Here is a 22059-nt window from a genome sequence, read left to right as displayed (position 1 = left end):
GCGTTTTGAACGCGTTCAAGAAGGGGTGGGGCATGGACCGCACGGTCATCGCCTACGTCATCTACCTGCTGGTCAGCATCGCGCTGACCGTCTGGGTGGCCCGCACGCTCAGCCGCAACGGGCGGATCTTCCTCGCCGACGTACTGCGCGGGAACGAGAAGCTCGCCGACGCCGTCAACCACCTCCTGGTGGTCGGCTTCTACCTGGTCAACCTGGGCTTCGTCGCCCTGTACCTGAGCGGCGACGAGACCATCGAGGACACCCGCCAGATCTTCGAGGCCCTGTCGACCAAGCTGGGCGTGGTGCTGCTGGTCCTCGGCGTGATGCACCTGGGCAATGTGTACGTCCTCAACAAGATCCGGCGGCGCGGGATGCTGGAGCGCGAGCAGGTGCCGCCCGTCGCGCCGCAGGACTGGGTCGGGGCGTGACGGACATGGGCGCCACCACGGCGGACCGGACCCCGGTCCGCCGGCTCACCGTCCTGTACGACGCGGACTGCTCCCTGTGCGCCTTCCTGCGCGACTGGCTCATGCGGCAGCCGCAGCTGGTGCCGCTGGAACTGGTGCCCGCGGCCTCGGAGCGGGCCCGGCAGCGCTTCCCCACCCTCGACCACCGGGCCACCCTCGACGACATCACCGTCGTCGGCGACGCGGGCCAGGTCTACCGGGGTCCCGCCGCCTGGATCGTCACCCTGTGGGCGCTGCGCGAGCACCGGCCGCTCGCCCACCGGCTCAGCACACCCGCGGGGGCGCCGTTCGCCAAGGGGGCGGCGCTGGCGGCGGCCAAGTGGCGGGGCTCGCAGTGGGGGCAGGGGCAGCGGACGCAGTGGGGCGGGCAGGTCTACCGGCAGGCGGACGGCTGGTCGTACGACCCGGGGCAGGGGTGGACGTACACCACACCGGGCTGCGGCGACGGCGCCTGCGCCACCCCGTAGGCTCTCTGTCCGTGCCTGCGAAGAACGACAGCCCCAAGAGCGACGAGCCCGAAGAGGGCGGTGCGCCCAGCAAGTCCGAGCAGACCCGCGCGCTGATCCTGGAGACGGCCATGCGGCTGTTCCAGGAGCGCGGCTACGACAAGACGACGATGCGGGCCATCGCCAAGGAGGCCGGGGTCTCCGTCGGCAACGCGTACTACTACTTCGAGGGCAAGGAGCACTTGATCCAGGGCTTCTACGACCGGATCGCCACCGAGCACCAGGTGGCGGTCCGCGAGGTCCTGGCCCGGGAGACCGACCTGGAGGCGAGGCTTGCGGGTGTCCTGAGGACGTGGCTGGACATCGCGACGCCGTATCACGAGTTCGCGGTGCAGTTCTTCAAGAACGCCGCCGACCCGGACAGCCCGCTCAGCCCGTTCTCCCCGGAGTCGGAGCACGCGCGCGTGGAGGCCATTTCCGTCCACCGCGAGGTACTGGCGGGCGCGACGAAGACCAAGGTCCCGGAGGAACTGCGGGACGTGCTCCCCGAGTTGATGTGGCTGTCCCAGATGGGGCTGGTCCTGTACTGGATCTTCGACCGGACCGAGGGGCGGGAGCGGAGCTACCGCCTGGCCGAGCGGGGGGCGCGGCTCACCGCGCGCGGTGTGTCGCTGGCGCGGTTCCGGGTGCTGCGGCCGCTCGTGCGGGAGGTGCACGAGCTGTTCACGGACTTCCTGCCGGGGATGACGAAGGTGCTCCCCACCCCCGGCAAGTCCTGAGCTGCGGCGGTCAGTTGACCGCGTCCACCTCGCCCTCGGCGAGCTCGACGTCGTACACCAGCGGGCCGTCGGTCACCACGACCTGCGTCGCGCGAGTGCCGAACGAGGGCGCCGCCGTCGACAGCAGATACGTCCCCGGGGCCGGCACGGACACGATGTACGAGCCGTCGGCCAGGGAGTCGACGCGGTCCAGTTGACGGCCGCCCTTCGACAACAGGGCCACCGAGGCGTTCTCCACCGGCTCGCCGTCGGCGGTGCGGACGAAGCCGTGGACCGCGGAGGCGGGGCCGTTCGCGGACTCGGGCTCGGCCTCCTCCTTCGGCTCGACCGCCAGGTGCGGCAGCCGCTTCTCCAGCCAGTCCGGCAGCCACCAGTTGGAGTTGCCGAGCAGGTGCATCGCGGCCGGCACCAGCGCCGTACGCAGGATGAAGGCGTCGAGCGCCACCGCCGCCGCGAGTCCCACGCCCGCCATCGCCGCGCCCGAGTCGCCGCTCAGCACGAAGGCGAGGAACACGCAGACCATGATCAGGGCCGCGGAGTTGATGACCCTGCTGGTCTCCGCCAGGCCGACGCGCACCGCGCGCGCGTTGTCGCGCGTGTGCACCCACTCCTCGTGCATCCGGCTCACCAGGAACACCTGGTAGTCCATCGAGAGGCCGAACAGCAGCGAGAGCATGATGACCGGCAGGAAGGCGTTGATCGGGCCCTCCTTGCCGAGGCCGAGCAGGTCCAGGCCCCAGCCCCACTGGAAGATCGCGACCAGGACGCCGAAGGAGGCGGCCGCGGCGATCAGGTTCATCAGGGCGGCCGTCAGCGGCACCACCAGGGAGCGGAAGGCGACCAGCAGGAGCAGGAAGCCGAGGCCGATGATGGTCGCGATGAACAGCGGCAGTCGGTCGCCGGTGACGGACGCGAAGTCCTTCGAGACGGCCGTCACGCCACCGACGTGGGCCTGCGCCCCGGCCTTCGGGATCACCTCGTCCCGCAGCGTGTCGATCAGCTGGTCGGTCTGCTCGGACTGCGGTGACGTCTTCGGGACGACCTGTATCACCGTCACACCCTTGGCGGGCGGCAGCGCGGCGACCCGGGCGACACCGGGGGTCGCCTCCATGTCCTTGACCAGGGTGGCCGTGTCACCGCCGTCGCTGACCACCTGGAGCGGGCCGTTGAAGCCGGGCCCGAAGCCCTCGGCGAGCAGGTCGTACGCCTTCCTGGTGGTCGTCGACGCGTCGTCGTTGCCCTGGTCGGTGGCGCCCAGGCGCAGCGACAGCACGGGGACGGCGAGTACGGCCATGACGACCAGGGCGAGTGCCGCTATCCGCCGGGGGCGCTTCTCGACGTTCGTCGACCAGCGGGCCGCGAAGCCGCTCGCCTTCTCCGACTCGGGGCCGTCGGCAGCGAGCCTGCGGCGCTGGCGGCGGCTGAGCACGCGCGGGCCCAGGAAGCCGAGCAGCGCCGGGAGCAGGGTGGTGGCGGCGAGCACGCTGAGCACCACCGTCAGGGAGGTGCCGACGACCACGCCGTCCAGGAAGCGCAGCCGCGTCACCAGCATGCCGGCGAGCGCGATGCACACCGTGCCGCCCGCGAACAGGACCGCGCGCCCGGAGGTGTTGAGGGCGGTGACCGCGGACTCCTCCGGGTCCATGCCCCGCTGGATGCCGCGCCGGTGCCGGGTGACGATGAACAGGGCGTAGTCGATGCCGACGCCCAGGCCGATCAGGGAGGCGAGCAGCGGGGCGATGTCGGGGACGTCGGTGGCGTGGCTGAGCAGCTGGGTGGAGAACAGGCCGGTGCCGACGCCGAAGACCGCGATGGCGATCGGCAGCAGCATCGCGAAGAACGAGCCGAAGGCCAGGAACAGCACGACGGCCGCCGCGACGATGCCGACCATCTCCGACAGGCCCTGCGGCGGCTCCTGCACGCGCTGGATGGCCTGGCCGCCCAACTCGACCTGCAGACCGCTCTTTTCAGCCCCCTGCGCGGTGTCGAGGACGTTCTGGACGAGCTCCTTGGGTACTTCGTTCGCGCGCTGGGTGAAGGTCAGCTGGGCGTACGCGATCTTTCCGTCGCCGCTGATCTGTGCCGCCCCGCGGGCGCCGGAGTAGGGGCTGGTGACCTCGCCCACCCCGTTCATCTTCGCGATCTTGTCGAGAGCCGGCTGGATGCGGTTCTGGACCGCCGTGTCCTTCACCGAGCCGTCGTCGACCTTCCACACCACGGTGTCCGTGTCGCCCGAGGTGTTCGGGAAGGCCTTCTCCATCAGGTCGTACGCACTCTTGGAGTCCGTGTCCGGGAGGGAGAAGACGTTCGCGTAATTCGTGCCCGCCGTCGAGGCCGAAAAGCCCAGGCCGAACAGTGCCCCCACCCACAGCAACAGGACCACCAGCCGGTGCCGATAGCACCACCGTGCCAATGCCGCCACGATCAACGCTCCTTAGTCGTTCGCTCGTCGGTCGGTCCCCCAGGTCCTGGGCAACAGGATTGGCCGCGGCACGCGCGCGTGGACACGGGACACGCTCGACTCTCAAGGAACTCCAAAGACCGATCCGGCCCGGCTGTCAGTGGCCCGCCCGATACTGGGGGCATGACGACGGCTCCAGGCACCGTGCTGGTGGTGGAGGACGAACCGAGCATCGCGGACGTCCTCGCCATCGCCCTGCGCTACCACCGCTTCGAGGTGATGATCGCGGGCACCGTCCGCGAGGCCCGCGCACTTGCCGAGCGCACCCGGCCCGACGCGGCACTCCTCGACGTGATGCTGCCGGACGGGGACGGGCGGGCGCTGGGACGGGAACTGCGCGCCACGCAGCCCAACCTGGCGCTGGTGTTCCTGACCGCGCGCGACTCGCCGGCCGAGATAGTCGGCGCCCTCGGCTTCGGCGACGACTACATCACCAAGCCGTTCAACATCGACGAGGTCGTCGCCCGCATCACCGCGGTGCTGCGCCGCACCCGCCCGGCCGACCTCCTGCCGCAGCGGCCGCCGCTCCGGTACGGCGACCTGGAGCTGGACGAGACGACGTACAGCGTCCACCGCGCCGGACGCAGCGTCGAGCTCACCCCCACCGAGTACGCGTTGCTGCGGTTCCTGGTGCGCAACGGCGGGCGGATCGTGCCCAAGGAGCAACTCCTGCGCCACGTCTGGCAGTACGAACACACCCCGCCCGAGTCGACCGTCGTGGAGACCTACATCAGCTATCTGCGGCGCAAGCTGGACGCGCTCGGGCCGCCGGTGATCACCACGCGGCGCGGTGTGGGATACGGGCTGGCATGAGGAAGATCCGGTGGCCGCACTGCGAGCGCGGCATCCACTCGCTGCGCGCCAAGCTGACGCTGGCGAACGTCGTGCTGCTCGCGCTCGGCATCGTCGCGGCCACCGCCGTCAGCCTGATGGGCATGCGGTACTACCTGCTCGGCCAGGTCGACACACAGCTCACCAAGACCCGTGACTCGCTGGGCAGTGTGCAGCTCACCATGCGGCAGATCGACTCGCTGAGCGTGGTGGGCTTCGTCCGCGACCGGCTCGCCCCGGAGCACGTCGACGAGCACTCGGCACCGGACTCCATCTACGCGGCCGTCGACGGCAAGGGCAAGCCCGCCGGCCTGTTCGGCTTCAAGCCGACCGAGGCCCAGCGCAGCCTGGCGGGCGCGGTAAGCAATCCGCGCGCCCTGGTGAAGGACCCCGATCCGCACGACGTCACCGTGCACGGCGCCAAGTACCGGGTGACGGCGACCCGCCTCGCCGACGGCACGTACATCCTGCTCGCCACCTCCACCGAGGCCCTCCACAAGGGCATGATCAAGGCGCTCAAGCTCGACCTCGCCATCGGCACCCTGCTGCTGATGCTGCTGGCCTGTCTGACCATGGTCAGTGTCCGGCGCCGGACGCGGCCGCTGGAGGACATGGTGGAGACGTCGACGGCGATCGCCGAGGGCGACCTCACCCGGCGCGTGCCCTCCAGCCACCATCCGACGCAGGAGGTCGAGCAGCTGCGCCTGGCCCTCAACTCGATGCTCCACCAGGTCGAGTCGGCGTACCGCACGCGCGAGCGCAGCGCGGCCCAGCTGCGCCGCTTCGTCGCCGACGCCTCGCACGAGCTGCGCACCCCGCTGTCCGCGATACGGGGCTATCTCCAGCTGTACGACAAGGGGATGCTCAGCGACCCGGACGAGCGCAAGCGTGCCTGGGAGCGGGTGCTGGCCGAAACGGACCGCATGGGGCGCCTGGTGGACGAGTTGCTCACGCTGGCCCGCCTCGACCAGCAGCCCGAACTGCGCTTCCGGAACGTCGACGTGAGCCGTCTGGTGCGGGACGCGGCGGAGGACCTGCGGGTGCAGCAGCCGGACCGGCCGATCAAGGTGGCAGCCGACGGTTCCCTCCTCGTGCACGCCGACGAGTCGGGCCTCAGACAGGTGCTCGGCAACCTGGTGGGCAATGTGCGCACGCACACGCCGGCGGACGTGCCGGTGCGGCTCGGCGTGGAGCGGGAGGACGGGGTCGTACGGCTGTGTGTCACGGACGAGGGCCCGGGGCTGTGCGACGAGGACGCGGCGCGCATCTTCGACCGCTTCTTCCGGGCCGGCGGCGGCGCGGGCAGCGGTCTGGGGCTCGCGATCGTTCAGGGGGTGGTGCAGGCGCACGGCGGGGAGGTGGCGGTGCGCACGGCGCCGGGCGAGGGCCTGGCGGTGACGGTCACTCTGCCGGCGCGGACGGCCGCCGTACGGACGTGAATCCTCGTACGGCCTTTGGAGGTTGTGCGGCCTTCAGACGTTGGCCATGACGAGCGCCCACACCGTCTTGCCGTGACGTCCTCTGCTCCACACGCCCCAGGCCGCCGCGATGTGCTCCACGATATGCAGTCCGCGGCCGGTCTCCTCCCACTCGCCGACCACCCGTAAGCGGGGCTCCAGTTGGCCCTCGTCGGACACCTCTATGAGACAGGAACCGTCGGCCAGCGCCGTCACCGCCACCTCGAACTCCCGCTCCAGGAGCGGGCCGTGGCGTACGACATTGGTCGCCAGCTCGGACACCAGCAGGACGGCGTCGGCCAGCGCCGGATCGTCCGGTCCGTGTCCCCAGTCGGCCAGATGGTCCCGGACCCGGCGCCGGGCAAGACCGACGGAAGCCGGATGCCGGGGCAGCCGGAAGGAGTTGCGTCTCAACACGTTTGCTCCTCACCCCACGCACACCTCCGTCACATCGTCCTGCGTCGGGTGAGCGCCCGGCGTCACTCGGGCGAATGTCATGCCGCGAGTTCGCGTCAGATCCAGGTGAGGCTCCAGAGCCGGAACACGCCGGTGCCGTCGTCCAGATACTGGCTGCCGCCGACGTCCTCGCTGCTGAGGACGTATTCCTTGCCCTGCCACAGCGGGATCACCGGCACATCGCGGGCGACGTCCTCCTGCAGCGTGCGGAAGTCCGACGAGGCGTCGCCGCGGTCGGCGTACTGCTGGCTGGCCCGAATCAGCTGATCCACCGCCTTGTTGCTGTAGCCGGTGTTCATGGTGCCGCCGGTGCCGACGAGCGGGGCGCCGAAGGTGTCGGGGTCCGGGTAGTCGGCGACCCAGCCGACGGCGTACGCGTCCAGCTTGCCGGTGGCCCAGCGCTTCTGGAAGTCGGACCACTCGTAGCCCTTGACGGTCACCTTGAACAGGCCGGTCGACTCCAGCTGCTTCTTGACGGCCTGGGCCTCCTGCTCGGCGGAGCCGCGGCCCTTGCCGTAGCCGTAGGTGAAGCGGACCGGCAGCGTCACACCGGCCTCGGTGAGCAGGGTCCGCGCCTTCTTCGCGTCCTGCTTCGGGTAGGCGTCGAAGAACGACGTGGTGTGGCCGGTGATGCCCGTCGGGATCAGCGAGTACAGGGGGTCGACGGTCCCCGCGTACACCGTGGCGGCCAGTTGCTCGCGGTTGATCAGCCAGGCCATGGCCTGCCGGACCCGGGTGTCGTGCAGGGGCGAGCTCGCGCGGGTGTTGAGGTAGAGATTGCGGGTCTCGGAGCTGTCGGACTCGGAGAGGCGCTGGTCCGGGTCGCTCGCCGACAGCCCGGACAGCACCGTGGGCGGCAGCTGACGGGTGGCGACGTCGATCTTCTTGTCCTTCCAGGCGCTGCTGAGGGCCTCCGGGGTGGCGTAGTAGAGCAGGTCGATGGGCCGGCCCGTGTCCTTCAGGGCGCCCCTGTAGTTCGGGTTCGGCGTGAGGACGGCCTTCTTGGCCTTCGTATACGCCGTCAGCTCGTACGGTCCGGTGCCGTCCGCGCCGAGGTCGGTGCGCAGGCCGTTCTTCGGGTACTTCTGGCTGTCGACGATCGCGCCGGCGCCGGTGGCCACCTTGAACGGGAACGTGGCGTCGGGCGAGGCCAGACGGAAGGTGACGGTCAGGCCGTCGGCGTCCACCGAGCGCAGTGTGCTCAGCAGGGAGGACGGGCCGACGTCGGACTTGATCGACTTGACCCGGTCGAAGGAGTACTTGACGTCCTCGGCGGTCATCGTGCGGCCGCTGGGGAAGGTGAGCCCCGGCCGCAGCTTGCAGCGGTAGGTGGTCAGTCCGCCGCCCACGAACCCGCAGGAGCGGGCCGCGTCCGGCACCGGTGCGGCGCCGCCCGGCTCGAACGTCAGCAGTGACTGGAAAACGTTGCTGAACAACGCCCAGGAGCCCGCGTCGTAGGCGCCCGCCGGATCGAGTGCGGTGACCTCGTCCGTGGTGCCGACCGTGATCGTCCTGTCGCTGTCCTTCTGCGACGGCAGCAGCTGCCAGCCGCCCACTCCCACGCCTGCAAGTACGAGCAGCGTCGCGAGAATGCGCATGCGAACCGAGCGCATCGGTTGCCCTCCCCGGGCCCGACGGGCCCCGCCCCACATGCCACTCCCCTAGTGGCGCGGCTCACCTAATCACACGTGTTTCAGCTGGGGGAAGAGGGATTTGTCGAGTTGAGAAAGAAGTTACCGCAAGGGGTTTCCATCAGATTTCACAGCGCCCTCACAGGGTCTGCGGCGGATCGTTTCTACAGGCGGTTTCTACGGGCCGCGCGCTCCGTCACGCCCGCGTGGAGGCCAGTTCGATCACCGTGATGTCCGAGGGTGCGCCCACGCGCGTGGGCGGGCCCCAGGCTCCCGCGCCGCGGCTGACGTAGAGCTGTGTGTCGCCGTAGCGCTCCAGTCCCGCGACGGTCGGATTCGCCGCCGCAGCAATGAAGTTGCCGGGCCAGAGCTGGCCGCCGTGCGTATGGCCGGAGAGCTGAAGGTCGACGCCGTGCTTGACCGCGTCGTGGATCTGGACGGGCTGGTGGGCGAGGAGCACGCACGCGCGTGCCGTGTCCCGGTCGCCGAGCGCCCTGGTGAAGTCGGGGCCCTGGCCCTCGCTCTCGCCCGCGATGTCGTTGACACCGGCCAGGTCGAAGTACGGCAGTTCCGTACGGGCGTTCTCCAGGGGGAGCAGACCGAGCCGCCGTACCTCCTCGACCCACTGCTCGGCGCCGGAGAAGTACTCGTGGTTGCCGGTGACGAAGTACGAGGGCGCCTTCAGCTGCCTGAGCGGTGTCGCCGCCGGGCCCAGGTCCTTCACGCTGCCGTCGACCAGGTCGCCGACGACCGCGACGATGTCCGGCTGGGTGGAGTTGATCGTATCGACGACCTGCTGCGCGAAGCCCCGGCCGAGGATCGGGCCCAGGTGGATGTCGCTGACGACCGCGATGCGGTAACCGTGCGCCGCACGCGGGAGCTTGGCCAGCGGCACGGTGACGCGCTTCACGCGCGGGCCGCGCAGCACGCCGTAGGTGCCGTAGCCGACGGTCCCCACGGCCGCCACGGCGGCGGCGCCCGCGACCGCGCGCGAGACGAAGAGGCGCCGGGACGGCTCCGGGGCGGGCGCGGAGTCCGGCTCGGGCCCGGGCGGCTTCGGAGGCACGGCGCCCGCGGGGACCGGCTCGGGCTCCGACTGCGGTACGGCCGCGGTGACGCGCGCCCGCCGTTCCAGGAAGCGGCGCAGCAGGGGTCGTACGACCTCTCCCGCCACCACGCCCAGCAGCAGGTAGATCGACAGCGCGAGCCACAGGAAGCCCGGCCAGGCGAGGACCTGCTGGAGCCAGAAGGGCGCGCCCGCGCGCTCGCCGACGACGGCCCCGATGGCCAGCACCCAGCCGCCGGCGACCACCGCGACGCCCGCGCGGCGGGCGAGGCCCGGGCCGCGGGTCGTGTCGCGGAACAGACGGCGCCACAGGTACCAGTTGCCCGCGACCAGGACGCCGAGGGCGAGCAGGGCGAATCCTGCGAAGACAATGCCCACGGCTATGAGGTATGGCGCAAAGCGCGCAGTCCGCGCAACCCGATGGCCCCGACGACCGTCCCCAATACGAAGGAGACGACGGCCAGCGTCAGATGCACCCAGAAGAACGCCGTCGGGTGGCCGTCGTCGAAGGCCTGCCCGCTACTGTCCTTGATCAAGTTCTTTACGAAAGTGACCCAGATGATCCACGACCACACCCCGAAAGCGAGCAGGAACCAGGACACCGGGCGGCTGAGCTTCATGAGTTCAGTATCGCCGTCCGGATCCTGGCGCCGCCTCCGGGGTGGGGTGGGAGGCGGGACTTCACGTCCTGTGCCATGTACGTTCTCGTCCGTGCCCGCACCCAAGAAGACCGTCAGGCGATCCCTGCTGGTCACCTCCGCCGCCCTGTCCTCGCTCGCGCTGACCGCGCCGGTCTCCTTCGCCGCCCCGAGCCCGTCGACCAGTCCCTCGACGAGTCCGTCGGCCACTCCCCCGGCGAAGATGTCGTCCGTGGGCGGCACCCGCCTCGGGCAGGCGGGCACACAGGTCGATCTGGGCAGCGGCGCCCCCGTGCTCCCCAAGGACATCACCGCGCGCTCCTGGATCGTCGCGGACGCGGAGTCGGGCGAGGTGCTGGCCGCGCACAACGCGCACTGGCGGCTGCCCCCGGCGAGCACGATGAAGATGCTGTTCGCGGACACGGTGCTGCCGAAGTTCCCGAAGACCGAGAAGCACAAGGTGGTGCCGGCCGACCTGGCGGGCATGGGCGCCGGTTCCAGCATGGTCGGGATAAAGGAGGGCGAGACGTACACGGTCCGCGACCTGTGGCTCGGCGTCTTCCTGCGCTCCGGCAACGACGCGGTGCATGTACTTTCGGCCATGAACGACGGCGTCGACAACACCGTCAAGGAGATGAACGAGCACGCCGAGGAGCTCCAGGCTCTCGACACCAACGTAGTGACGCCCGACGGCTACGACGCCCCCAAGCAGGTCTCCTCCGCATACGACCTGACGCTGTTCGCACGCTCCGGCCTGCAGAAGAAGGACTTCCGCGAGTACTGCTCGACGGTGCGGGCGAAGTTCCCGGGCGGGACGACGAAGAAGAAGGGCAAGTCGGTCCGCGACTCCTTCGAGATCCAGAACACCAACCGGCTGCTGACCGGCGACTCCGACATCTCCGTCTACCAGGGCATCGCGGGCGTCAAGAACGGCAACACCACCAACGCGGGCGCCACCTTCACGGGAGTCGCCGAGCGCAACGGCCGGGTGCTGCTCGTCACCGTCATGCACCCGGAGAAGAACGAGCACAACGAGATCTACAAGGAGACCTCCAAGCTCTTCGACTGGGGCTTCAAGGCGGCCGACAAGGCACGTTCGGTGGGCGAGCTGGTGCCGCCGCGCAGCGCGCAGGCGAGCGCCCAGCCGGGCGCCAACGCCTCGCCCGGCGAGGCGGGCGGCGCGGGCAACGCGTCCGCCTCTCCGGCCGCGAACGCCTCCGCCAGGACCGGCTCCGGCGGCATCGGGGTGGCGCTCGGCATCACCGGCGGGCTGGTGGTGCTCCTCGCGGCCGCCGCCTTCCTGGTCAACCTCCGCTGGCCGCTGCCGGATCTGGTACGTCGTCGGACTCGCCCGTAGCTTCTTCCGGCTCCTTGCTCTGCGTCGCCGTCCAGGCGGCGCAGAACAGCACCAGTTTCGCCGTGAAGTTGATCCACAGCAGCAGGGCCACGGGCACGCCGAACGCGCCGTACATGCTCTTCGCGGCCACGCCCTGCATATAGCCGCTCAGCAGCGTCTTCAGCAGCTCGAAGCCGACCGCGCCGGTCAGCGCGGCGACGATCAGACGGCGGCGCGGCGGCTCGACGCCGGGCAGCAGGGTGAGGACGTAGAGCAGGAGCAGGAAGTCGGCCAGTACGGCGACGGCGAACGCGGCGACGTACAGCAGGATCCCGCCCCAGCCTCCCTTCTCGATGCCCAGCTGTTTGGTGATCCAGCCGACCATCGCGGAGGCGATGGTGGAGGTGGCGAGCGTGACGAGGACGGCGCCGCCGAGGCCGACGAGGATGCCCAGGTCCTTGGCCTTGCGCAGGACGGGGTTCTCCTCCTCGTCGGGCAGCTCCCACACCGCGCGCAGACACTCGCGCATCGAGCCGGCCCAGCCGATGCCGGTGAACAGCAGCAGGGCACCCGCGATGAGACCGATGGTGCCGGCGTTGTCGACCAGGTTCTGGATGTCGAGCTGGTCGGAGATGCCGGGCACCTGCTCGGCGATCTTGTCCTGAAGATCGTTCTGCTGATCCTTGCTGAGCGTGGCGGCGGCGATCGCGGCGGCCACGGTGAGCAACGGAAACAACGCGACGAAGCTGGTGAACGTCATCGCGGCGGCCAGCCGGGTCCACTTCACCCGGTCCAGACGTTCGTACGACCGCCACGCGTGCGTGAGCATCAGGCGCGCCAGCAGCGGCCCGACGACGGGGAGCTTCTTCAGCCAGTCCATGATCCGACTCTGCCCTCGGTGCGGAAGACCAATGTGCGAGTACCCCAAAAGCGCAGCACAGTGGCGAGCGCCATGCCGACCCCCGCGCCGGAAACGGTGTCGGCGCGCTGCGAGGTGAGACCGAGGCCGTAGTGACTGAGGGCGAGGCAGAGCAGTTGTACGACGGCACCGGCGAGGTTGACCGCACAGAAGACGGCATAGGCGCGCAGTCCCTTCACGCGCGCGTGCCGGTACGTGCCGAGCGCGTTGCCCGCGTACGCCACCGAGCAGCCGGCGACGAAGGAGATCCCCTTGGCGGTGAGCGGGTCGAGGCCGGCCGGTCCGCGCAGCCAGGTGAACAGGGCGAGGTCGGCGGCGTAGGCGAGGAGGCCGACAGCGGCGAATCCGGCCAGCTCGCGTCGGTCCGCGCACGCGCGCGTGAGTCGCGATGTGCGGCGGCTCGGCCACGCGCGCGTGCTCACCAGTTCGCCACCGCGAGTCCGTACATCGCGAGCCAGACCAGCCCGATGAGGGCGAGGGCGCGGTCGCGAAGCACGACGTCCTCGGGTTCGCCCGCGGTGCCGCGGTCGGCGAAGACGGCGTATCTGAGGATCGCGAGGATGAAGGCGACCATGGACAGCTGCCGCCAGGGCAGGATGCTCGCGTGCGGGACGCCGCCCTCCTCCAGCGCCCACAGGCAGTAGCCGAGGACGGCGACACCGGCCGCGAGCTGCCAGACGAAGCGCAGGTAGCCGGTGGTGTACTCGGTGAGCAACGCGCGCGTGGCGCCCGCCTTTCCGGCCATCTGGACGGCTTCGGAGTAGCGCTTGGCCGACACCATGAACAGCGCGCCGAAGCCGGTCGTGATCAGGAACCAGCGCGACAGCGGGATGCCGAGCGCGAGCCCGCCGATCGCCGCCCGCATCAGGAACCCGGTCGTGACGACGACGAGGTCGACGACGAGGACGTGCTTGAGGCTGACGCAGTACGCCAGTTGCATGCCGAGGTAGGCGGTCAGCAGCGCCGCGACGACCGGCGAGACCAGCCATGCCGCCACGGCCGGTGCGAGCACGCCCAGGGCGCCTCCGACGCCGTACGCGACGGGTACGGGGACCTGTCCGGCGGCGACCGGGCGGTGCCGCTTGGTGGGGTGGGCGCGGTCGGCCTCGACGTCGCGGGCGTCGTTGATCAGGTAGACGGCGGCGGCGCAGGCGGTGAACAGGGCGAAGACCAGGGCGAGTTCGGCGGCGGCATGGCCCGAGAAGAGCTGCCCTGCGGCGGCCGGGGCGGCGACGACCAGGACGTTCTTGACCCACTGCTTGGGGCGCGCGGTCTTCAGCAGCCCGGCCAGGAGGCCGCCTGGGACGGCCTTCCGGGGTGGTGCGGTACGTCGGCGGCGCGTGCTCTGTTCCACGAGCGCCGCGTCCTGCGTGCGCGAGCTGCCCGCGAGGGGCGCTGTCTCAGTCATGAGCGCTCCCGGCCATCCAGCGCGACCCGAGCCGCGCCGTGAGTGCCCCGAGGGCCGCGCCCGCCGCCACGTCCGAGGGGTAGTGCACGCCGACGACCAGACGGGAGAGGCACACCGCGGCGGCGAGCGGGCGGATCACGCGCGCACCGAGCGCCCCGTAGGCGACCGCGGCGGCCGCGGCGGAGGTCGCGTGGGAGCTCGGGAAGGAGTGCTGGCCGACGGTGCGCACCAAGGGCTCGACGTGCGCCGGGCGCGGACGGCGCACCACCCTCTTCACCCCCATGCTGGCGAGGTGCGCGCCCGCGGTGAGCGCCGTGCCACGCAACCAGGCACGGCGCCGCGCACCGTCCACGGCGGCTCCCGCGAGGCCCGCCGCAAGCCACAGCGCACCATGCTCGCCGGCCCGGGAGAGGGCACGGGCTGCGCCGGCGACGCGCGGGTCGCCGCCGCATGCCCGGAATGCAGAAAGGATTTGGCGGTCCATGTGATCCATGTGGACTCACTGTTCCCGCCGACCCCGCCGGAGCTCCGACCATTTTGTGCGACATCCCATTAATCACCCATTTCGGGGAGGGGAGTAATGTTCCAGAACTAATCGCTCACATAAGGGCGATACGGTCACCGACATGTCTGCCGAGACCGCTCCCGTCACCGTCACCGGATGGGGCCGCACAGCTCCCACCGCGGCCCGTCTGATCCGTCCGGGGACGTACGAGGAGGCCGCGGCCGCCGTTCGGGACTGCGGGGCCCGCGGAGGGATCCCCAGGGGTCTGGGACGGGCGTACGGGGACGCGGCGCAGAACGCCGGTGGCACGGTGCTCGACATGACGGGCCTGGACCGGGTCCACGCGATCGACGTCGACGGCGGCACCGTCCTGTGCGACGCGGGCGTCTCCCTGCACCGGCTGATGGAGGTGCTGCTGCCGCTCGGCTGGTTCGTGCCGGTGACGCCCGGCACGCGCTATGTGACGGTCGGCGGTGCGATCGGCGCGGACATCCACGGCAAGAACCACCATGTCTCGGGCTCCTTCTCCCGCCATGTGCTGTCCTTCGAACTCCTCACCGCGGACGGGGAGATCCGCACCGTGGGCCGCGGCACGCCCCTGTTCGACGCGACCGCGGGAGGCATGGGCCTGACGGGCGTGATCCTGACCGCGACGCTGCAGCTGCAGCCGGTGGAGACCTCGCTGATGTCGGTCGACACCGAGCGCGCGCGGGACCTCGACGACCTGATGGACCGTCTGACCGCCACCGACCACCTCTACCGCTACTCGGTCGCCTGGATCGACCTGCTGGCGCGCGGCGCGGCGACGGGCCGCGCGGTCCTCACACGCGGGGACCACGCCCCGCTCGACGCGCTGCCCACGCGCGCGCGTAGAGCCCCGCTGGCCTTCCGTACCCCACAGTTCCCGGCCACGCCCGCCTTCCTCCCCGACGGCCTGCTCGGCCGCCGGAGCGTGGGCCTGTTCAACGAGCTCTGGTACCGGAAGGCGCCACGCGCGCGTACCGGCGAACTGCAGCGGATCTCCACCTTCTTCCACCCCCTGGACGGGGTGCCCCACTGGAACCGGATCTACGGCCGCGGCGGCTTCGTGCAGTACCAGTTCGTCGTCGGACACGGCCAGGAGGAGGCACTGCGCCGGATCGTGCGGCGCATCTCCGAGCGCCGGTGCCCGTCCTTCCTGGCCGTCCTCAAGCGCTTCGGGGACGCCGACCCGCGCTGGCTCTCCTTCCCCGCACCGGGCTGGACGCTCGCCCTGGACATCCCGGCGAACCTGCCCGGCCTCGGCGCGTTCCTCGACGAGCTCGACGCGGAGGTCGCCGCGGCCGGCGGGCGCGTCTACCTCGCCAAGGACTCCCGGCTGCGCCCCGAACTGCTCGCCGCCATGTACCCACGCCTCGACGACTTCCGGACACTGCGCGCGGAACTCGATCCGCGCGGTGTGTTCAGGTCCGATCTCTCCCGCCGTCTCGCCCTCTAGGCACCGAGGGGGTGTTGTCGTTTGGACCAGCTCGGCGTCGCGGGCCCTGGCACGCGCTCCCCCACTGCCTTAACGGCGTGGGGGAGCCCCAGTTGCGTTGTCGTCACTCTCCCCCACTCTCGGCTTCGCCCGAGCGGGAGGGGCCCCCATCGCTCCGCGTCGACTCCCTCCTCCGCCTTGCAACTGCCCGTCCCAGACCCCGCTCGCTCGGGCTCGGCCGGGACGCACCGTTCCTCACAGCCGACCTGATCCAAACAACACCCCCTAGGAGCTGCTGTCGTGAAGGACGCCTTCGGCCTCCCCCAGTCCCTGCTCGTCCTCGGCGGTACGTCCGAGATCGCGCTCGCCACCGCACGCCGTCTGATCGCCCGCCGCACCCGCACGGTGTGGCTCGCGGGACGTCCCTCGCCCGCCTTGGAGAAGGCCGCTTCGGAACTGCGCACACTGGGCCCGGACGTGCACACCGTCGCCTTCGACGCGCTCGAGCCCGACGCCCACGAGGCCGTGCTCGGCAAGGTCTTCGCGGAGGGCGACGTCGACATGGTGCTGCTCGCCTTCGGCATCCTCGGCGACCAGGCGCACGACGAGCGCGAACCGGCGGCCGCGGTCCGCGTCGCGCAGACCAACTACACGGGCGCCGTGTCGGCGGCCCTGGTGAGCGCACGCGCGCTGCAGACGCAGGGCCACGGCTCGCTCGTGGTGCTCTCCTCCGTCGCCGGCGAGCGAGCCCGGCGCGCCAACTTCATCTACGGCTCGAGCAAGGCAGGCCTGGACGTATTCGCGCAGGGCCTGGGCGACGCGCTGCACGGCACGGGCGTGCACGTCATGGTCGTACGCCCCGGGTTCGTACGGTCGAGGATGACCGCGGGCCTGCCCGAGACCCCGCTCGCGACGACCCCGGAGGCGGTCGCGACGGCGATCGAACTGGGGCTGCGGCGCCGCTCGGAGACGGTGTGGGTACCTGGCGCACTACGGGTGGTCATGTCGGCCCTGCGGCACCTGCCGCGCGGGCTGTTCCGGCGGCTGCCGGTCTAGCCGGCTATCGGCTCGGGATGGTGCCCCGCTCCACATGCCCGGCCTGCGGTGGCACCGCCGAGCGGCCGAAGGTGTACTCGCGCAGCTTGCGCCAGACGCCGTCGGCGCCCTGCTCGTAGAGCGCGAAGCCGGTGCACGGCCACTCGGCCTCGAAGTCGGCGAGCCCCTCGAAGGCGCGGTCCATCGCCTGGTCGTCGATGCCGTGCGCCACCGTCACGTGCGGGTGGTACGGGAACTGCAGTTCGCGTGCCACGGGGCCGGAGGCGTCACGGACCTGCTTCTGCAGCACGGTGCACGCCTCGCCGCCCTCGACGACCCGCACGTAGACCACGGGTGACAGGGGCCGGAAGGTGCCGGTGCCGGACAGCCGCATGGGGAACGGCCGGCCGCTCGCCGCGACCTCGGTGAGGTGGGCCTCGACGGCCGGCAGGTTGCCGCTGTCGACCTCCGTCGGCGGCAGCAGCGTGACATGTGTGGGGATGCCGTGAGCAGCGGCGTCGCCGAAGCCCGCGCGCAGCTGTTGGAGCAGGCTGCCGTAAGGCTCCGGGACCGCGATCGACACGCCGATCGTTACGGTCCCCACTTCGTCTCCTGTCGTCGTGACGGATTTGTTCTGAGCCGTCGGCTATCGACTGTACGGCCACGGCTGTGCTGCGGGCAGGCGCAACCGTAGTGATGTGCAGCGCTCTGCCCAGTGGTACGTCTGTGCGGTGGTGCGCGGTCAGTGCTTGGCGGGCAGGAAGCCGACCTTGTCGTAGGCCTGCGCAAGGGTCTCCGCGGCGACGGCGCGCGCCTTCTCGGCGCCCTTGGCCAGGATCGAGTCCAGCGTCTCCGAGTCGTCCAGGTACTGCTGGGTGCGCTCCTTGAAGGGCGTCACGAACTCGACCATGACCTCGGCGAGGTCCGTCTTGAGCGCGCCGTACATCTTGCCCTCGTAGTCCTGCTCCAGCTCGGCGATCGTCTTGCCGGTGAGGGTCGAGTAGATGGTGAGCAAGTTGCTCACGCCCGGCTTGTTCTCGGCGTCGTAGCGGATGACCGTGTCGGTGTCGGTGACGGCGCTCTTGACCTTCTTGGCGGTGGCCTTGGGGTCGTCGAGGAGGTTGATGAGGCCCTTCGGCGTGGACGCCGACTTGCTCATCTTGATCGACGGGTCCTGCAGGTCGTAGATCTTCGCCGTCTCCTTGAGGATGTACGGCTTCGGGATCGTGAAGGTCTCGCCGAAGCGGCCGTTGAAGCGCGTGGCGAGGTCGCGGGTGAGTTCGACGTGCTGGCGCTGGTCCTCGCCGACCGGGACCTCGTTGGCCTGGTAGAGCAGGATGTCGGCGACCTGGAGGATCGGGTACGTGAACAGGCCGACGCTCGCCCGGTCCGCGCCCTGCTTGGCGGACTTGTCCTTGAACTGGGTCATGCGGGAGGCCTCGCCGAAGCCGGTGAGGCAGTTCATGACCCAGGCGAGCTGGGCGTGCTCGGGGACATGGCTCTGGACGAAGAGCGTGCAGCGGTCCGGGTCGAGACCGGCCGCGAGGAGCTGGGCGGCGGCGAGCCGGGTGTTGGCGCGCAGCTCGGCCGGGTCCTGCGGAACCGTGATCGCGTGCAGGTCGACGACCATGTAGAACGCGTCGTGGGTCTCCTGCAGGGCCACCCACTGGCGGACGGCGCCCAGGTAGTTGCCGAGGTGGAACGAGCCTGCGGTGGGCTGGATTCCGGAGAGCACGCGGGGACGATCAGAGGCCATGTTCACCATTCTCTCAGGTATCCGGGGGCGATCCGGAACCGGTCGGAAACAGGTGGGAACCGATCCGCCTTCCGCGGTGTAACAAGAGTGTGAGAACGCGGGAGGGGGGCCGCATCGTCGATGAGGCCGCGGTGATCGCACGTGTACGCGCCGGGGAGCCCGAGGCGTACGCGGAGCTGGTGCGGGCCCATACGGGCATCGCGCTCAGGGCGGCCGCGGCGCTCGGGGCGGGTGCGGACGCGGAGGACGTGGTGCAGCAGGCCTTCGTCAAGGCGTACTGCGCGCTGGGCAGATTCCGGGACGGCTCGGCGTTCCGGCCATGGCTGTTGTCGATCGTCGCCAATGAGACGAGGAACACAGTGCGCACGGCGGCGCGACAGCGCACGCTCGCCGGCCGGGAGGCGGCGTTGGTGGAGGCGGAGCCGCTGATACCGGAATCGGCGGACCCGGCGGTGGCGACGCTGGAGACGGAGCGCCGCGCTGCGCTCCTGTCCGCCCTGGAGAAGCTGAGCGAGGAGCACCGCCTGGTCGTCACCTACCGCTACCTCCTGGAGATGGACGAGTCCGAGACCGCCCAGGCCCTGGGCTGGCCCCGCGGGACGGTCAAGTCCCGCCTCAACCGCGCCTTGCGCAAGCTGGGCCGACTTCTGCCGGATTTCGAGCCTCGGGAAGGGGGTGATGAGCGTGAGTGAGGGACGCGATGCGTACGACGGTGAGGGTGGCCGCGGTCCGGGGGGCGCCGGTGGCCGGGGGCCACGGGGACGTGGCGACGACCGGCGTCCCGGTTGGGGTCCGGGTCCGCGGGGTCGTGAGCGCGGACGGGGACGCGACGGAGGTCCTTCGCGGCTGCCGGACGAGCTGCGGGCGCTGGGCCGGTCGCTGGACGCGCCCGGGACCGAGGGTGCCGAGGGTGCCGGCGACCCGATCGGCTCCGAGACGATGGTCGAGCGGGTGCTGGGGCAGATACTGGCCGAGCATCTACCGGCCCCGGTGGCCGAGCCGCCCGGTGCGCGTGAGCGGCTGCGGGCGGTCCGGCGCTGGACGCGGATGCGGTGGCGTTCGCTGACCGCGGCACTGTGCGGTCTGCTGACGGTGCTCGTGCTCACGCCCCCGGTGCGGGCCGCGGTCTTCGACTGGTTCGACTTCGGCGGGGTCGAGGTGCGCTACGACCCGTCGGCGCTGCCCTCGCCGGGCACCGAGGTACCGGGCTGCGGCAGGTCGGTGTCGCTCGGGCAGGCCGAGCGCCGGGCCGGCTTCGAGCCACTGGTGCCGAAGGCGCTCGGCGTCCCGGACACGGTGGCGGTGACGGGCGAGCCGCACGGGCGCTTCCTGGTGAGCCTGTGCTGGCGCGAGGGCGGGCACACGGTCCGGCTGGACGAGTTCCCGGAGCGGCTGGACCCCGCCTTCGCCAAGACGGTGCGCGAGCCGCCGGAGTGGATCGCGCTGGGCGGGGAGCCCTCGGCCGACGGCGTGCAGGACTACGCCCTGTGGTTCCCACGCCCGCATCTGCTGAGTTTCTGGCTGGTGGACGCGGACGGGAACCGCTTCACCCGCAAGGAACGGACCGCCGGTCCGACGCTGCTGTGGACCCACCGGACCGGCGAGGAGGATGTGACGCTCCGGCTGGAGGGGGCGTCCAAGGCCCGGTCCGTGGAGATCGCCGAGTCCCTTGAGAAGTCCTCGCGATGAAGTCCCTCGGCGACTCCTCGAAATAGGGAGGTCGGGGTGGGAACCCCGGCGGGTCGGGCGGTGTACCAGAAGTGACACGCGGCCCGCGGACGGGCCGCAGGGGACCGACTGGTTGGGGGACGTCATGCGTGGGCGGAAGGGCAAGGTTCGTGAACTGGCCGCACTGATGGGGGTGTTGGCGGCGACGCTCGCCTTGATGGTGTGGGGCGCGTCGTCGGCTTCGGCCGGTGGTCCGACGAGCGTGCTGGTGACATCGCCGTCGAGCGGGGAGGCCTCCGCGCTGTACTACTCGGACGGGGAGTACGCACAGCTGCAGCGCCTGCTCGGCCCACCCGGCACCGGCACCCGGGAGAAGCCCCCGGGTCCTGATCTGGCCGGCGCACGCCAGATCAACGTCACGTGGCTGGCGCACGACATATCGCCCTGGCGGATGGACCGCGTCTTCCCCGTCGACTCGCGGACGGGCGCCGTCTGGATCCATACGGCGGCCAATGTGCCGGACAACCTCGACGGCTACTGGCACCGCGCCGGAAACCCGGCCCAGCTGCGCACCCTGCTCAAGAAGCTGGGCGTGATGGGCAAGGCCTCGGACGACGGTTACGTCGGCATCTTCCCGGCGCCCTGGCAATCGGAAGGGACGGATGCCGCGGCCACTCCTGACGCGGAGACGAAGAAGGTCACGGCCGGCAGCTCCGCGGCCGGGACGGATGACGGCACCGACTGGTGGTGGGCCCTGCCGGGCGCGGGGGCCGGGGCCCTGCTGGCGCTGGTTCTGCGGCCGTTCGCCTCGCGGGAGCCGTTGGTCCGGTGGCATCGGGGGCGGGAGCCCGGTGCCCGGCAGGAACTGCGTGACGTATGAGGACCGGAGGCTCGGGAGGGGGGACGGATGACACGCCGGAACAGGCGGTCGGGGGTACGGCCGGTACGACTTGCCGGCCTCGCGCAAGCGGCCGTGGCTTTGGTCGTGTGCGGCGCGTCGGCAGCCGGGGCGGTAGACGGGACGGACCGTTCTTACGCAACCGTCGTTGCCCTGCGGGCGCAGGGCCAGGACGTCCCCGACCTCGCGATGGTCGTCACGGGCGGCTCGGCGCGGACGACGGCGCTGCGTTCCGGGGAGCCGGAGTTCGCCCGGCTGTGGCAACTGCTGCAGCCGACGTACACCGGGACGGAGCGGGTGCCGGAGGCGTGGGCCGAGGGCCGGTATCCGCCGGTGCGGATCACCGTGGTCTGGGGGCAGACGGGAGTGGGCGGCTGGCCGCAGACGAACCGGCCGCCGGGCGGTGACGTGGCGGTCGAGCGGGAGGACCAGCTGTTCGTGGCCGCCGACGGTTCGCCCTGGGTGCGCACCGATCCCGCACCGGACGTGGAGGACGACGACATCCGCTGGCACCGAGCGCCACGCTCGGCTTACGAGCGGCTGGCTGTGTCGGGACTGCTCGGCATGTCCGAGCAGCAGACCGTCGCCGACGGGAGCTCCCCTTCGGGGACCGGCCCGGACGACGGCCGTCTTTGGTGGGCGGTGCCCGGGTTGGCCCTGGGTATCGCGGTCGGCGCCGGCGGCACGCTGCTGATACGCCGCGCGGCGGCCCGGCAGGGAGCCGGACCGCCGCGGGAGGAGCCACGACAGGAACTCATCGATCTTTGAAGGTCGATCTCCGAGCGTCGATCTCTGGGAGCCGATCTCCGAGAGTCGCGGGTCTTTGACAACTCAAGAGAGGGCGAT

Annotated in this window: 23 protein-coding genes; 12 read left to right on the top strand and 11 right to left on the bottom strand. The window is 70.9% G+C overall.

The features are described from left to right. The first annotated feature begins 32 nt into the window (after positions 1–32). Genes ABZ880_RS25395 through ABZ880_RS25385 form a run of 3 tightly spaced genes read left to right on the top strand, consistent with a single transcriptional unit; the run spans position 33 to position 1692 of the window. A complete protein-coding gene (locus ABZ880_RS25395) occupies positions 33–428 on the top strand; it encodes a hypothetical protein (protein WP_361266891.1) in 396 nt (131 codons plus the stop codon). A gap of 5 nt (positions 429–433) precedes the next feature. After that, positions 434–934 carry a DCC1-like thiol-disulfide oxidoreductase family protein gene (locus tag ABZ880_RS25390; protein ID WP_361267114.1) on the top strand — a complete coding sequence of 167 codons (501 nt, stop codon included), beginning with the start codon at positions 434–436 and terminating at the stop codon, positions 932–934. An 11-nt stretch (positions 935–945) separates the two neighbouring features. Beyond that, on the top strand, positions 946–1692 hold the full coding sequence (locus tag ABZ880_RS25385) for a TetR family transcriptional regulator (RefSeq protein WP_361266889.1): 747 nt from the start codon (positions 946–948) through the stop codon (positions 1690–1692). A gap of 10 nt (positions 1693–1702) precedes the next feature. On the opposite strand, the gene ABZ880_RS25380 is transcribed toward ABZ880_RS25385, so the two are convergent. Further along, on the bottom strand, positions 1703–4105 hold the full coding sequence (locus tag ABZ880_RS25380) for an MMPL family transporter (RefSeq protein WP_361267112.1): 2403 nt from the start codon (positions 4103–4105) through the stop codon (positions 1703–1705). A gap of 171 nt (positions 4106–4276) precedes the next feature. Here ABZ880_RS25380 and ABZ880_RS25375 point away from each other — a divergent pair, with 171 nt between their 5' ends. Both ABZ880_RS25375 and ABZ880_RS25370 read left to right on the top strand, forming a co-directional pair. Beyond that, positions 4277–4966 carry a response regulator transcription factor gene (locus ABZ880_RS25375; RefSeq protein WP_361266887.1) on the top strand — a complete coding sequence of 230 codons (690 nt, stop codon included), beginning with the start codon at positions 4277–4279 and terminating at the stop codon, positions 4964–4966. Next, positions 4963–6423 carry a HAMP domain-containing sensor histidine kinase gene (locus ABZ880_RS25370; protein ID WP_361266885.1) on the top strand — a complete coding sequence of 487 codons (1461 nt, stop codon included), beginning with the start codon at positions 4963–4965 and terminating at the stop codon, positions 6421–6423. Before ABZ880_RS25375 ends, ABZ880_RS25370 begins: the two co-directional genes overlap by 4 nt. Positions 6424–6456: 33 nt before the next feature. On the opposite strand, the gene ABZ880_RS25365 is transcribed toward ABZ880_RS25370, so the two are convergent. From ABZ880_RS25365 to ABZ880_RS25350, 4 genes are all read right to left on the bottom strand, one after another. Next, entirely contained in the window at positions 6457–6858 is a 402-nt protein-coding gene (locus tag ABZ880_RS25365) for an ATP-binding protein (RefSeq protein WP_361266883.1), read from the bottom strand. Positions 6859–6953: 95 nt separating this feature from the next. Next, a complete protein-coding gene (locus tag ABZ880_RS25360) occupies positions 6954–8510 on the bottom strand; it encodes an ABC transporter substrate-binding protein (protein WP_361266881.1) in 1557 nt (518 codons plus the stop codon). Between the two features lie 214 nt (positions 8511–8724). Continuing rightward, positions 8725–9972, bottom strand: coding sequence for a metallophosphoesterase (locus ABZ880_RS25355; RefSeq protein WP_361266879.1), 1248 nt, complete (start codon positions 9970–9972; stop codon positions 8725–8727). A 2-nt stretch (positions 9973–9974) separates the two neighbouring features. Further along, positions 9975–10214, bottom strand: coding sequence for a hypothetical protein (locus ABZ880_RS25350; protein WP_361266877.1), 240 nt, complete (start codon positions 10212–10214; stop codon positions 9975–9977). Between the two features lie 91 nt (positions 10215–10305). On the opposite strand from ABZ880_RS25350, the gene ABZ880_RS25345 reads away from it, so the two are divergent. After that, a complete protein-coding gene (locus ABZ880_RS25345; protein WP_361266875.1) occupies positions 10306–11589 on the top strand; it encodes a D-alanyl-D-alanine carboxypeptidase in 1284 nt (427 codons plus the stop codon). Here ABZ880_RS25345 and ABZ880_RS25340 read toward each other — a convergent pair. The 4 genes from ABZ880_RS25340 to ABZ880_RS25325 are packed head-to-tail and all read right to left on the bottom strand — an operon-like array spanning position 11537 to position 14388. Continuing rightward, positions 11537–12448, bottom strand: coding sequence for a YihY/virulence factor BrkB family protein (locus ABZ880_RS25340; RefSeq protein WP_361266873.1), 912 nt, complete (start codon positions 12446–12448; stop codon positions 11537–11539). The two genes, ABZ880_RS25345 and ABZ880_RS25340, sit on opposite strands and share 53 nt — an antisense overlap. Beyond that, the gene (locus ABZ880_RS25335) at positions 12436–12909 is read right to left on the bottom strand and encodes a GtrA family protein (protein WP_361266871.1); all 474 of its coding nucleotides are present in this window, start codon (positions 12907–12909) and stop codon (positions 12436–12438) included. The genes ABZ880_RS25340 and ABZ880_RS25335 overlap by 13 nt, the downstream gene beginning before the upstream one ends. Further along, complete coding sequence (locus tag ABZ880_RS25330; protein ID WP_361266869.1) at positions 12906–13895, bottom strand: decaprenyl-phosphate phosphoribosyltransferase; 990 nt, start codon at positions 13893–13895, stop codon at positions 12906–12908. The genes ABZ880_RS25335 and ABZ880_RS25330 overlap by 4 nt, the downstream gene beginning before the upstream one ends. Then, entirely contained in the window at positions 13888–14388 is a 501-nt protein-coding gene (locus ABZ880_RS25325) for a phosphatase PAP2 family protein (RefSeq protein ID WP_361266867.1), read from the bottom strand. The genes ABZ880_RS25330 and ABZ880_RS25325 overlap by 8 nt, the downstream gene beginning before the upstream one ends. Positions 14389–14521: 133 nt before the next feature. On the opposite strand from ABZ880_RS25325, the gene ABZ880_RS25320 reads away from it, so the two are divergent. Together ABZ880_RS25320 and ABZ880_RS25315 are read left to right on the top strand one after the other, a co-directional pair. Then, positions 14522–15877, top strand: a complete 1356-nt coding sequence (locus tag ABZ880_RS25320) for an FAD-binding oxidoreductase (protein WP_361266865.1) — start codon at positions 14522–14524, stop codon at positions 15875–15877. A 279-nt stretch (positions 15878–16156) separates the two neighbouring features. Beyond that, positions 16157–16912: a decaprenylphospho-beta-D-erythro-pentofuranosid-2-ulose 2-reductase gene (locus tag ABZ880_RS25315; protein WP_361266863.1), complete on the top strand. Its 756-nt coding sequence runs from the start codon at positions 16157–16159 to the stop codon at positions 16910–16912. A 4-nt stretch (positions 16913–16916) separates the two neighbouring features. On the opposite strand, the gene ABZ880_RS25310 is transcribed toward ABZ880_RS25315, so the two are convergent. Beyond that, positions 16917–17495 carry a 2'-5' RNA ligase family protein gene (locus tag ABZ880_RS25310; protein ID WP_361266861.1) on the bottom strand — a complete coding sequence of 193 codons (579 nt, stop codon included), beginning with the start codon at positions 17493–17495 and terminating at the stop codon, positions 16917–16919. Between the two features lie 138 nt (positions 17496–17633). Continuing rightward, the gene (gene trpS, locus ABZ880_RS25305) at positions 17634–18647 is read right to left on the bottom strand and encodes a tryptophan--tRNA ligase (RefSeq protein WP_361266859.1); all 1014 of its coding nucleotides are present in this window, start codon (positions 18645–18647) and stop codon (positions 17634–17636) included. Between the two features lie 131 nt (positions 18648–18778). Here trpS and ABZ880_RS25300 point away from each other — a divergent pair, with 131 nt between their 5' ends. The 4 genes from ABZ880_RS25300 (at position 18779) to ABZ880_RS25285 (ending at position 21981) form a co-directional block, all read left to right on the top strand. Beyond that, on the top strand, positions 18779–19339 hold the full coding sequence (locus ABZ880_RS25300) for a sigma-70 family RNA polymerase sigma factor (RefSeq protein ID WP_361266857.1): 561 nt from the start codon (positions 18779–18781) through the stop codon (positions 19337–19339). Further along, a complete protein-coding gene (locus ABZ880_RS25295) occupies positions 19326–20336 on the top strand; it encodes a hypothetical protein (protein ID WP_361266855.1) in 1011 nt (336 codons plus the stop codon). The genes ABZ880_RS25300 and ABZ880_RS25295 overlap by 14 nt, the downstream gene beginning before the upstream one ends. 124 nt (positions 20337–20460) lie before the next feature. Beyond that, positions 20461–21195, top strand: a complete 735-nt coding sequence (locus ABZ880_RS25290; protein WP_361266853.1) for a hypothetical protein — start codon at positions 20461–20463, stop codon at positions 21193–21195. A gap of 207 nt (positions 21196–21402) precedes the next feature. Continuing rightward, positions 21403–21981 carry a hypothetical protein gene (locus tag ABZ880_RS25285; protein ID WP_361267110.1) on the top strand — a complete coding sequence of 193 codons (579 nt, stop codon included), beginning with the start codon at positions 21403–21405 and terminating at the stop codon, positions 21979–21981. The last annotated feature ends 78 nt before the right edge of the window (positions 21982–22059 follow it).

This window comes from Streptomyces sp. NPDC047043 (assembly GCF_040644055.1).
GTDB lineage: Bacteria > Actinomycetota > Actinomycetes > Streptomycetales > Streptomycetaceae > Streptomyces.
This window is presented reverse-complemented; position numbering and strand designations above follow the sequence as displayed.